Origin of the sequence: Flagellimonas pacifica, from assembly GCF_900215465.1 — a bacterium.
Classification (GTDB): domain Bacteria; phylum Bacteroidota; class Bacteroidia; order Flavobacteriales; family Flavobacteriaceae; genus Flagellimonas; species Flagellimonas pacifica.
This window is the reverse complement of the sequence record NZ_OBEH01000008.1, coordinates 113,681-126,892: the sequence shown is the minus strand read 5'-3', so window position 1 is coordinate 126,892 and position 13,212 is coordinate 113,681. Positions and strand designations below refer to the sequence as shown.

Annotated in this window: 6 protein-coding genes and 1 pseudogene; 2 read left to right on the top strand and 5 right to left on the bottom strand. The window is 39.5% G+C overall.

Translation table 11 applies throughout. The features are described 5' to 3' along the window. Positions 1-1,455: pseudogene (locus CRO15_RS19825) on the bottom strand (gliding motility-associated C-terminal domain-containing protein); the annotation flags it as partial. Between the two features lie 489 nt (positions 1,456-1,944). Between CRO15_RS19825 and CRO15_RS18995 the strand changes: the two are divergent. Both CRO15_RS18995 and CRO15_RS18990 read left to right on the top strand, forming a co-directional pair. Beyond that, complete coding sequence (locus CRO15_RS18995) at positions 1,945-3,537, top strand: peptide chain release factor 3 (RefSeq protein WP_097047433.1); 1,593 nt, start codon at positions 1,945-1,947, stop codon at positions 3,535-3,537. A 106-nt stretch (positions 3,538-3,643) separates the two neighbouring features. After that, positions 3,644-4,081, top strand: a complete 438-nt coding sequence (locus tag CRO15_RS18990; RefSeq protein WP_097047432.1) for a hypothetical protein — start codon at positions 3,644-3,646, stop codon at positions 4,079-4,081. A 61-nt stretch (positions 4,082-4,142) separates the two neighbouring features. Here CRO15_RS18990 and CRO15_RS18985 read toward each other — a convergent pair whose 3' ends face one another. From CRO15_RS18985 to rplL, 4 genes are all read right to left on the bottom strand, one after another. Next, the gene (locus tag CRO15_RS18985) at positions 4,143-4,454 is read right to left on the bottom strand and encodes a DUF3467 domain-containing protein (protein ID WP_097047431.1); all 312 of its coding nucleotides are present in this window, start codon (positions 4,452-4,454) and stop codon (positions 4,143-4,145) included. A gap of 56 nt (positions 4,455-4,510) precedes the next feature. Continuing rightward, a complete protein-coding gene (rpoC, locus tag CRO15_RS18980; protein WP_097047430.1) occupies positions 4,511-8,809 on the bottom strand; it encodes a DNA-directed RNA polymerase subunit beta' in 4,299 nt (1,432 codons plus the stop codon). 45 nt (positions 8,810-8,854) lie between these two features. Next, positions 8,855-12,664 carry a DNA-directed RNA polymerase subunit beta gene (rpoB, locus tag CRO15_RS18975; RefSeq protein ID WP_097047429.1) on the bottom strand — a complete coding sequence of 1,270 codons (3,810 nt, stop codon included), beginning with the start codon at positions 12,662-12,664 and terminating at the stop codon, positions 8,855-8,857. A 130-nt stretch (positions 12,665-12,794) separates the two neighbouring features. Then, a complete protein-coding gene (rplL, locus tag CRO15_RS18970) occupies positions 12,795-13,175 on the bottom strand; it encodes a 50S ribosomal protein L7/L12 (RefSeq protein WP_097047428.1) in 381 nt (126 codons plus the stop codon). Positions 13,176-13,212 lie beyond the last annotated feature (37 nt).

The window sequence follows — 13,212 nt, the reverse complement described above, 5'->3', positions numbered from 1 at the left end:
ATCGTCACTGTCATCATTGGTCGGGTCGCCGTCATTGTCAACATCCTCGTCAGGGGTGTCTATGCCATCCCCGTCATCGTCAAAGTCCCGGTAGTTAACATCCTCGGTACCGTCCGTGTCCGGCAGGTCGTTCGCAGGGTCGTCTATCTCATCATTAACATCATAGCCATCGTTAACATCACTGCCCTCGTAGCCATCGTCAAGTCCGTCGTTGTCAGTATCAGTACCCGTATATGTCTGATCGGGAATACCGTCAAAGTTGAAGTCGTTACCCTCGTTGTTGTCCGCAACAAGGTCATTGTCACTGTCATCGTCCAGATAATCCGGAATCTCGTCATCGTCAGTGTTCGCGGGATTTATACCTTCATCACCAGAACCTTCATATGCATTATCCAATCCATCATTGTCATCATCCTGTCCGCTTGGAGAAACATAACCTGATGTGGATTGTCCCTCAACATTGTCCGGGATACCATCATCATCAGAATCAATATCCCTGAAGTTCGGCAAAGGATCCGTATCACTATTTATCGGTGTAAGTCCACCACATGAGCCTGGAGTTTCCTCATAATGGTCATCTAAACCATTTCCATCAGAATCTATGCCGCTTGGCGCTTGGAAATCCCCAACGTTTTGGGCTTCTACATTATCAATTATTCCGTCATCATCAGAATCTATATCTAAATAATCTGGTATGTTATCCTCATCTGTATCAATAGGATCAAGTCCTCCAGTAAACGGGCAAACATCCTCGCAAGCCCCTAAAGTATCTCCGTGGTTCAAATGAGCTTGAACCGCAGCTGGAGCAACACTTATTGTATGGTAGTTAGTTTTGGAATTGTCGTAACTGCTCTTTTTTTCTTTGTGACAAAGTTCAACCTTATCCGTACCTTTATATTTAGCTTCTTTACTGTTGTAATTGCAAACACCATCTCCCAATTCTTCGTAGGCGTCATCAAGTCCATTGCCATTATAATCCTTTCCTGATAGACCAATAAAATCAGCCGTTGTTTGCGCCTCTACATTGTCTATAATTCCATCATTATCTGAATCTACATCCAAATAATCCGGAACATTATCATGGTCTGTATCTTCCGGCAGTAAACCTCCACAGCTCCCAGGTGTTTCTTCATAAGCATCATCAAGTCCATTGCCGTCCTCATCAATACAACTTGGTGAAACGTATGTTTTTCTTCCATGAGCTTCAACATTGTCTATGACACCATCGTTATCTGAATCGATATCTAAATAATCCGGAATTTTATCTCCGTCGGTATCTGTAGGATTGGTCCAATAGCAATTATCTCCATCTAGATTCTTATCCTCAACGGTATCTATTATTCCATCGTTATCCGAATCCATGTCCTGGTTGTCAGGCACACCGTCCTGATCGGTATCCGTAAAAAGGAAAGTTTCTAAATTCAAATTGGGAGATGGTTTATCAAACGAGGTCATTGTTAGATAAACGACAAGTCCTAATGTCGAAAAAAGAATGTATAAAACCCTTTTCTTAAGATTTAAGAAAGTAAAATTTTCCATAAATGATAGTTTTGGTCAACTAATCACCATGGCATCAGTGTTCTCGTAAGTGCAAGAAAATGGGGCTTTTCTTGTTTAAAGCAATTATTTATCCGGTAAATTTAACTTAGATAAATAAACTTCTTCGGCATAATTAAAGCATTTACGGTTTATCGCCTATTTTTATCGACAAAAGGCAAATTCTTCATCATTATCAACCATATTATTTATACGTTGAGTTTTAATAAAAAGATTACCGTAAAGGAAACAATCAAAAAAACTCCACTGTACGAAAATTACTTTACTTTTTGTTTTCTTGGGTCATAAACTCGCTTTTTTTCTCCCAATTCTATTAACAATAAGGGTTAAGAATTATTATGGGTTCTAAAAGGGATATTTACGCTATTTTTGGCGAAATTTTTGTAGATGGATTTTGTTCAGGAAATAGCTAGGCGTAGAACTTTTGGGATAATCTCCCATCCCGATGCAGGGAAAACGACATTGACAGAAAAATTATTACTGTTTGGTGGTGCCATACAGGAAGCTGGCGCGGTAAAGAACAACAAGATTAAAAAGTCCGCTACAAGTGATTTTATGGAAATTGAACGCCAAAGAGGAATTTCCGTAGCAACCTCTGTTCTTGCTTTTATCTACAATGACAAAAAAATCAACATTTTAGATACACCTGGACACAAGGATTTTGCCGAGGATACTTTTAGGACATTGACAGCTGTAGATAGCGTAATTGTTGTTATTGACGTTGCTAAAGGTGTGGAGGAACAAACCGAAAAACTAGTGGAGGTTTGTCGCATGCGTAATATCCCTATGATTGTTTTCATCAACAAATTGGATCGAGAAGGTAAGGATGCTTTTGATCTTCTGGATGAAGTTGAACAAAAATTGGGTCTATCGGTAACCCCATTAAGCTTTCCCATTGGAATGGGGTATGATTTTAAGGGTATCTATAACATATACGAAAAGAACATCAATCTTTTTAGCGGCAACAGCAAGCAAAACATTGAAGAGACCATTGCTTTTAACGATGTAGAAAATTCGGAACTAGAGAATATTATAGGAGAATCTGCTGCAGAAGAACTTAGAGATAACCTAGAACTTGTTAACGGTGTTTATCCCCAGTTTGATAAAGAGGCATACTTAAATGGGAGTCAGCAACCTGTTTTCTTTGGATCTGCCCTGAACAATTTTGGTGTACGGGAGCTATTGGATTGTTTTGTTGATATTGCTCCTGCCCCAAGACCAAAAATGGCTGAAGAACGCTTGGTTAAGTCCGATGAAAAAGATTTTTCTGGATTCGTCTTTAAAATCCATGCCAATATGGATCCTAAGCACAGAGATCGCCTGGCTTTTATTAAAATTGTATCTGGGACTTTTGAACGCAATAAACCCTATCTGCATGTAAGACACAACAAAAATTTAAAATTCTCCAGCCCAAATGCCTTTTTTGCTGAAAAGAAAGAAATTGTAGACATCTCTTATCCGGGTGACATTGTAGGGCTTCATGATACGGGAAATTTTAAAATTGGAGATACCTTGACCAATGGTGAAAAATTAAATTACAAGGGAATCCCCAGCTTTTCACCTGAACATTTTAGGTATATAAACAATGCTGACCCAATGAAGGCTAAACAGCTTTATAAGGGTATTGATCAGTTGATGGATGAAGGTGTGGCTCAATTGTTCACCTTGGAATTGAATGGCAGAAAGGTGATTGGAACTGTTGGCGCTCTGCAATATGAGGTAATCCAATACCGATTGGAGCATGAATATGGAGCCAAATGTACCTATGAAAACTTTCCTGTATATAAGGCTTGTTGGGTAGATGCCGATGATCCAAACAATGAAGAATTCAAAGAATTCAAAAGGGTAAAACAAAAGTTTTTGGCAACGGATAAACGTGAACAATTAGTGTTTTTGGCTGATTCGGCTTTCTCACTTCAAATGACGCAGCAGAAGTATCCATCGGTGAAGCTCCGTTTTACTTCAGAAATTACCGAATAATCTCCATTTTATACATTTACGCTTCACCCCTAAATAGTTGAAAAGCAGGCATATTTGAACATTTTTTGTACTTTATACCTTGTTAATCACTAAATAACCATTTATTATGACTGCAGATTCTACCAACAAACCGCCAGTTTGGTTCTGGGTGGTGAGTGTTTTGGCATTACTTTGGAATCTTTCCGGAGTATTCAACTATTTATCACAAGCTTATACAAGTGTTGAGCAATTGGAGCAAATGACCCAGGCCCAACGAGAACTTTTTGAAGCTCAACCAGCATGGGTTACAGCAGCTTTTGCTATTGCTGTTTTTGGAGGAACTTTAGGGTGCATTGCCCTATTATTGAGAAAAAAATGGGCCAAACCCGCTTTTTTGGTATCCTTAATTGCGATTATTGCGCAATTTAGCTATTCTATTTTTATGAGCAGTGCTGTTGAAGTTTATGGAAATATCGCAATTATACTATCCGTAGTTACCGTTATAATTGCAATTTTGTTATTGCTTCTGGCTAAAAAAGGTATCCAAAAAGGATGGCTTGCTTAAATTTTACAAACAATTATAAAATAAAAAAAGCCTGACCGAATAGTCAGGCTTTTTTAATGCTTTATGCTTCTCCCGTAGGTCCAAAATTTAAAGGAATAGGAGGCTGCTCATAATCTTTAATAGTTCCATGCGCTTTTTCAAAGCGCGCTACATTATCGTTTAACGCCTTTAAAAACTTTTTGGCATGCTGTGGAGTCAAAACAATTCTGCTCTTAACTTTAGCTTTTGGCGCACCAGGCATCATGCTTATAAAATCCACTACAAATTCTGAAACGGAATGATTGATGATAGCCAAGTTGGAATAAATCCCTTCTGCGGTTTTTTCATCCAGTTCTATATTGATCTGCTTTTGATCTTTATTGTTTTCAGCCATTGTTTATTTCTGTTTTATATAAAAAGAAAACCCTGGCAATTGCCAGGGTTTGTTTATTAGAATTTGAATTCCTCTTTTCGAGCCATAATTTCATCGTACTCTTCTTTTGAGCCAACAATGATACTATCGTAATCCCTCATACCGGTACCGGCAGGAATCTTATGTCCAACGATAACATTTTCCTTCAATCCTTCCAAAGTATCAACTTTACCACTTACCGCAGCTTCGTTCAACACCTTAGTGGTTTCCTGGAATGATGCTGCCGAGATAAACGACTTAGTCTGCAACGATGCTCTTGTAATACCTTGCAAGATTGGAGTTGCAGTAGCAGCAACAGCATCTCTAGCCGTTACCAAAGCTTTATCCGCTCTACGTAAAACAGAATTCTCATCTCTTAATGCACGTGCAGAAATAATCTGACCAGCTTTAAGGTTTTCAGAATCTCCTGCGTCCTCAACTACTTTGTTACCATAGATTTCATCATTCTCACGGATGAAGTCGTCCTTGTGCACCAGCTGATTTTCCAAGAAAGTAGTATCCCCTGAATCCTCAATACGTACTTTACGCATCATCTGACGTACAACCACTTCAAAGTGCTTATCATTGATTTTTACACCTTGTAAACGATAAACTTCCTGTACTTCGTTCACTAAATATTGTTGTACCGCCGATGGACCTTTGATTGCCAAAATATCCTCTGGAGTAATGGAACCATCAGACAATGGCATACCAGCACGAACATAATCGTTCTCTTGTACCAAAATCTGATTTGAAAGTTTCACCAAGTATTTCTTAATCTCGCCTAATTTGGACTCGATAATGATTTCACGGTTACCACGCTTGATTTTTCCGAAGGAAACAACACCATCAATTTCTGAAACAACAGCTGGATTGGATGGGTTACGTGCTTCAAAAAGCTCGGTTACCCTCGGAAGACCACCTGTAATATCCCCTGCTTTGGCAGATTTACGTGGAATCTTAACCAAGATTTTACCTTCTTTAATCTTCTCACCATTGTCCACCATAATATGTGAACCAACTGGTAAGTTGTATGAACGTAAAGTTTCACCTTTACCATCCTTGATCAATAGGGTTGGAATCAGTTTCTTGTTTCTTGATTCAGAAATTACTTTTTCCTGAAAACCGGTCTGTTCATCAATCTCTACCTGATAAGTAATTCCTTGCTCAATATTTTCGTAAGCAATTTGACCAGGGAACTCAGAAACGATTACCCCGTTATATGGATCCCATTGACAAATAACAGTACCTTTCTTAATCTTGTCACCGTTCTTAACGAACAATTGGGAACCATAAGGAATGTTATTTGTACTCAAAGTAATACCTGTGGTAGCATCAACAACCTTAATTTCAGAAGTCCTTGAGATTACAATATTGGCTTTTTCGCCTTCACTGTTCTCACCTACAACTGTTCTTAAGTCTTCTATTTCCGCTACACCGTCAAACTTAACTTCTAATTTGTTATCCTCTGAAATGTTACCTGCAATACCACCCACGTGGAAAGTACGCAATGTCAACTGTGTACCTGGTTCCCCGATGGACTGTGCAGCAACAACACCAACAGCTTCACCACGCTGTACCATTTTATTGGTTGCTAGGTTTCTACCATAACATTTGGCACAGATTCCTTTTGGAGCCTCACACGTCAATGCTGAACGCACTTCAATTTTATCAATTGGCGAAGCTTCAACTTTCTTCACATCAGCCTCAGAAATTTGCTGGCCAGCTGCCAACACCAATTCTTCAGTCAATGGATTATATACATCATGCAGTGAAACCCTTCCAAGAATTCTCTCTCCAAGTGTCTCAACCACTTCTTCATTCTTCTTAAGCGCCTGAACTTCTATTCCACGCAACGTACCACAATCTTCAATATTGATGATCACGTCTTGGGAAACATCCACCAAACGTCTTGTCAAGTACCCAGCATCCGCAGTTTTCAAAGCGGTATCCGCAAGTCCTTTACGTGCACCGTGAGTAGAGATAAAGTATTCCAAAATCGATAATCCTTCCTTAAAGTTGGAAAGAATTGGGTTTTCAATAATCTCTCCACCACCAGCGGTAGATTTTTTCGGCTTGGCCATCAATCCACGCATACCGGTAAGCTGACGAATCTGCTCTTTAGAACCCCTTGCCCCAGAATCCAACATCATATACACAGAGTTGAATCCTTGTTGATCTTCACGAATCCGCTTCATCGCTAATTCGGTCAACATAGCATTGGTAGAAGTCCAAACATCAATAACCTGATTGTATCTTTCGTTATTGGTGATAAGACCCATGTTATAGTTCATCATAATACCATCAACCTGCTCATTGGCATCATTGATCATATCATGCTTTTCCGGTGGGATGATAATATCACCCAAACTGAAGGATAGACCACCTTTAAAGGCGAAATCATATCCCATGGATTTTATTTTATCCAAGAATGCTGCAGTAGCAGGAACATCAGTAACCGCAAGAATATCTCCAATGATATTTCTCAGCGACTTTTTGTTCAATACTTCATTAATATAACCTGCCTCTTCAGGAACAACGGTGTTGAACAGTACACGACCAACTGTTGTTGGTATGATTTGGTTTACAAGCTCTCCTTCTTCATTAAAATCCTTAGCTCTAACCTTTATTCCAGCATTCAAATCAACTTTTCCTTCATTAAAGGCAATTTCCACTTCTTCAGCAGAGTAAAAAGTCAATCCTTCTCCTTGAATTGGAACTTCTTTGGTTGATTTTCTTTCCTTGGTCATGTAGTACAGACCCAAAACCATATCCTGTGAAGGTACCGTAATTGGAGAACCGTTGGCAGGATTCAAGATATTTTGTGAAGCCAACATCAATAATTGTGCTTCCAAAATAGCCTCTGGTCCCAATGGCAAGTGTACTGCCATTTGGTCACCATCAAAATCCGCGTTAAATGCCGTACATGCCAATGGGTGTAAACGAATAGCCTTTCCTTCAATAAGTTTTGGCTGAAACGCTTGTATACCCAATCTGTGCAACGTAGGGGCACGGTTCAACAATACTGGATGTCCTTTAAGGACGTTTTCCAGAATATCCCAAACTACAGGCTCCTTTTTATCTATTATCTTCTTGGCAGATTTTACCGTTTTAACGATACCTCTTTCAATAAGTTTACGGATAACAAAAGGTTTGTAAAGCTCCGCAGCCATATCTTTTGGTAGACCACACTCATACAGGTGCATTTCAGGTCCAACCACAATTACAGAACGAGCGGAGTAATCAACACGTTTACCCAATAAGTTCTGACGGAAACGACCCTGCTTACCTTTCAAAGAATCTGAAAGGGATTTTAATGGTCTGTTCGATTCTGTTTTTACCGCTGAAGCTTTTCTTGTGTTGTCAAAAAGAGAATCCACAGCTTCTTGAAGCATACGTTTCTCATTTCTCAAGATTACCTCTGGGGCTTTAATCTCCATCAATCGCTTTAAACGATTGTTACGGATAATTACCCTACGGTATAGATCGTTCAAATCTGAAGTGGCAAAACGACCACCATCCAACGGCACCAATGGACGCAATTCTGGTGGAATAACGGGAACAACCTTCATGATCATCCACTCTGGATTGTTTTCCCTGTTATTTTGAGATTCACGTAGTGCCTCAACAACTTGAAGTCTTTTTAATGCTTCAGTCTTACGTTGCTTTGAAGTTTCTGTATTTGCTTTATGCCTTAACTGATAGGACAATTCTTCCAAATCAATTCTAGACAATAAATCGATTAAACATTCTGCACCCATTTTGGCAACGAACTTGTTAGGGTCCGTATCTTCCAAATACTGGTTTTCCACCGGAATGGATTCCAAAATGTTCAGGTATTCTTCCTCAGTCAAGAAATCCATTTTATTGATTTCTTCTCCTTCAGGGCCTTTGGCAATACCAGGTTGAATCACCACATATCTTTCATAATAGATGATCATGTCCAACTTCTTGGAAGGTAATCCCAATAAGTATCCTATTTTATTTGGAAGCGAGCGGAAGTACCAGATATGCGCTACAGGAACCACAAGATTAATGTGTCCCACACGATCTCTACGTACCTTCTTTTCGGTTACCTCTACACCACAACGGTCACAAACAATACCACGGTAACGGATACGTTTATATTTTCCACAAGCACATTCATAATCCTTTACAGGACCAAAAATACGTTCGCAGAACAATCCATCACGTTCAGGCTTGTGCGTTCTGTAGTTAATGGTTTCAGGTTTTAAAACTTCACCCCTAGACTCAGCCAATATAGATTCTGGCGATGCCAGTCCTATGGAAATTTTGTCAAACCTTTTTGGTGCGTTATTATCTTTTATTCTAGCCATAACAATATGGAGATGATATAATTAAAAATGCTATTCAATAGTGTTCTACTCTTCCAATCTGATATCCAAACCTAATCCCTTAAGTTCGTGCATCAATACGTTGAAAGATTCTGGCAATCCAGGTTCTGGCATGGTCTCACCTTTAACAATGGACTCATAGGTCTTGGCCCTTCCGATAACATCATCCGATTTAACGGTCAATATTTCACGTAGGGTCGATGATGCTCCATATGCTTCAAGTGCCCAAACCTCCATTTCACCAAAACGCTGTCCACCAAACTGGGCTTTACCACCCAATGGTTGTTGTGTGATCAACGAGTATGGTCCAATGGATCTAGCGTGCATCTTGTCATCTACCATGTGTCCTAATTTCAACATGTAGATTACACCAACTGTTGCTGCCTGATCAAAGCGTTTTCCTGTTCCACCGTCATACAAATGCGTGTGTCCAAATCTTGGTACACCGGCTTCATCAGTATATTCATTGATTTGATCCAAGGTAGCTCCATCAAAAATTGGAGTTCCGTATTTTCTGCCCAGTTTCAAACCTGCCCAACCAAGAACAGTTTCGTAAATCTGACCAATGTTCATACGGGATGGTACCCCAAGTGGATTTAATACAATGTCCACCGGTGTTCCATCTTCCAAGAATGGCATATCTTCTTGACGAACGATACGGGCAACAATACCTTTGTTTCCGTGACGACCTGCCATTTTATCACCAACTTTAAGCTTACGCTTTTTAGCAATATAGACCTTGGCCAACTTCATGATTCCAGCAGGAAGTTCATCACCAACAGAAATCGTAAACTTATCTCTTCTAAGGTTACCTTGAATGTCGTTCAACTTAATTTTATAGTTGTGCAGCAAGTCAGCAACCAAAGCATTGGTTTTGTCATCCGTTGTCCAACTTCCACCCACCAAGTGAGCAAAATCGTCAACAGCATTCAACATTTTAATGGTGTATTTCTTTCCTTTTGGGAGTACTTCTTCACCTAAATCATTGATTACACCTTGAGAAGTTTTACCATTGATCAATCCAAAGAGTTTTTCAATCAAAACATCTTTCAATTGCTGGAACTTCACTTCATAATCCATTTCCAATCTGGTGATGGCCTCTTTATCTTCAGAACGTTTTCTCTTATCTTTTATAGAACGTGAGAACAATTTCTTATCGATAACCACACCTCTCAATGATGGAGATGCTTTAAGCGATGCATCTTTTACATCACCTGCTTTATCTCCAAAGATGGCGCGAAGTAATTTTTCTTCCGGTGTTGGGTCAGATTCACCTTTTGGCGTAATCTTACCAATTAAAATATCACCAGGTTTTACTTCTGCACCAATACGGATCATACCATATTCATCCAAATCCTTAGTGGCTTCTTCTGAAACGTTTGGTATATCATTTGTAAGTTCTTCAGCCCCTAATTTGGTATCCCTTACTTCCAATGCATATTCATCAATATGGATAGAGGTAAAGATATCTTCACGCACTACTTTTTCAGAGATTACGATTGCATCCTCAAAGTTGTACCCTTTCCATGGCATAAATGCCACCTTCATGTTTCTACCTAGTGCCAATTCACCTTTCTCTGTGGCATAACCTTCACAAAGTACCTGACCATTCTTAACCTTGTCACCTTTTCTAACAATTGGTTTTAGGTTAATACTTGTTCCCTGGTTTGTTTTTCTAAACTTCACCAGGTTGTAGGTCTTGGAATCTTCTTCAAAACTCACCAATCGCGCCTCTTCGGACCTAGTATATTTAATGGTAATCTTCTGCGCATCAACATACTCAACAACTCCATCTCCTTCTGCATTGATCAATACTCTGGAATCCGTAGCTACTTGCTTTTCCAAACCTGTACCTACAATTGGAGATTGTGGTTTTAACAAAGGAACTGCCTGACGCATCATGTTTGACCCCATCAAAGCCCTGTTTGCATCATCATGCTCCAAGAAAGGAATCAAGGAAGCCGATATGGAAGCAATCTGGTTAGGGGCAACATCCGTATAGTTCACCTCAGATGGGTCAACTACTGGGAAATCACCTTCTTCACGTGCAATTACCTTATCATCTTCAATTTTCCCTTTGGCATCCATTGGGATGTTAGCCTGGGAAATCTTCATTCCTTCTTCTTCCTCAGCACTTAAATACGTATACTCCTTGGTATTTACAACACCGTTTTCCACTTTGCGGTATGGTGTTTCCAAGAAGCCCATTGGATTAACCTTGGCAAATACTGAAAGTGAAGAAATCAAACCAATGTTTGGTCCTTCAGGAGTTTCAATAGGACAAAGTCTTCCGTAGTGCGTATAATGAACATCACGTACCTCAAAACCTGCTCTTTCACGAGAAAGACCCCCAGGTCCAAGTGCGGACAATCTTCTTTTATGCGTAATCTCTGCCAATGGATTGGTTTGATCCATGAACTGAGATAGCTGGTTTGTACCAAAGAATGAATTGATAACTGAAGACAAAGTCTTGGCATTAATCAAATCGATTGGGGTAAATACCTCATTGTCACGAACGTTCATACGCTCACGAATGGTACGTGCCATACGTGCCAAACCTACACCAAACTGAGATGACAACTGCTCACCAACGGTTCTTACACGACGGTTGGATAAGTGATCGATATCATCAATCTCTGCTTTAGAGTTAATCAACTCAATTAAGTACTTGATAATGGTGATGATATCTTCTTTGGTCAAGACTTGCTTGTCCATTCCAATATCCAACTGTAACTTTTTGTTCATTCTGTAACGACCAACTTCACCTAAGTTGTAACGTTGATCGGAGAAGAACAATTTGTCGATAATACCGCGTGCCGTTTCTTCATCTGGCGGCTCAGCATTACGCAATTGTCTATAGATATGTTCTACCGCTTCTTTTTCTGAGTTGGTAGGGTCTTTTTGTAATGTATTATGGATAATTGCGTAATCAGATTGCGCATTGTTCTCCTTGTGAAGTAGAATGGTCTTCACATCAGCATCAATAATTTCATCCACATGTTCTTTTTCAAGAACGGTATCACGATCCAGGATGATCTCGTTTCTTTCAATAGAAACAACCTCTCCGGTATCTTCATCCACAAAATCCTCATGCCAAGTGTTCAATACCCTAGCAGCTAATTTGCGTCCCAATACTTTTTTCAATCCGGCTTTTGAAACCTTCACTTCTTCTGAAAGGTCAAAGATTTCCAAAATATCCTTGTCTCTTTCAAATCCGATAGCTCGGAAAAGTGTGGTAACCGGTAATTTTTTCTTTCTATCAATGTAAGCGTACATAACGCCATTGATATCTGTTGCAAATTCAATCCAAGATCCTTTAAAAGGAATTACCCTGGCTGAATATAGCTTTGTACCGTTCGCATGGAAAGATTGTCCAAAGAAAACCCCTGGCGATCTGTGCAGCTGGGAAACTACTACCCTTTCTGCTCCATTGATCACAAAGGTTCCACTTGGGGTCATATATGGAATGGTACCCAAGTACACATCTTGTACTATGGTCTCGAAATCTTCGTGCTCCGGATCGGTACAATATAATTTTAGTCGTGCCTTTAACGGAACGCTATAAGTAAGTCCACGTTCAATACATTCCTGGATGGAATATCTTGGTGGATCTATAAAATAGTCTAGAAATTCGAGTACAAACTGGTTTCTAGTGTCTGTAATGGGAAAATTTTCCATGAAGGTGTTGTAGAGACCTTCATTTCCTCTTTCGTCAGATTTTGTTTCAAGCTGAAAAAAGTCCTGAAACGATTTAATCTGAATGTCCAAGAAATCCGGGTATTCCGGTATGTTCTTAGCGGATGCGAAATTTACTCTTTCAGTATTGTTTGTGAACATCAATGGACAAATTTTGATCGTGAAATATTACTGTGGGTGGTGCATGACTTTATACACTCCTCATTAAAATAGGCTAAGGCCTAACCATTATAATGGAAAGACCTTAACCAAATTTGTATGGTAAAAGCTACTATTTAAGCTCAACTTCTGCTCCTGCTTCTTCCAATGATTTTTTGATACCTTCTGCCTCATCTTTGGCGACACCTTCTTTAACAGCTTTTGGAGCGCTGTCAACGATGTCTTTAGCATCTTTCAATCCTAGGCCAGTCAATTCCTTAACTAGTTTTACAACTGCTAACTTAGAACCACCAGCAGCTTTAAGGATTACATCAAATTCTGATTTTTCCTCAGCAGCTTCAGCTTCACCACCACCAGCAGCACCGCCAGCAACAGCTACTGCAGCAGCAGCAGGCTCAATACCGTATTCTTCTTTTAATATGTCGGCCAACTCATTTACCTCTTTTACTGTAAGGTTTACCAACTGTTCTGCAAAATCTTTTAAATCTGCCATTTTTCTATCGTTTAATCAAATTTTTAAAATATACTTA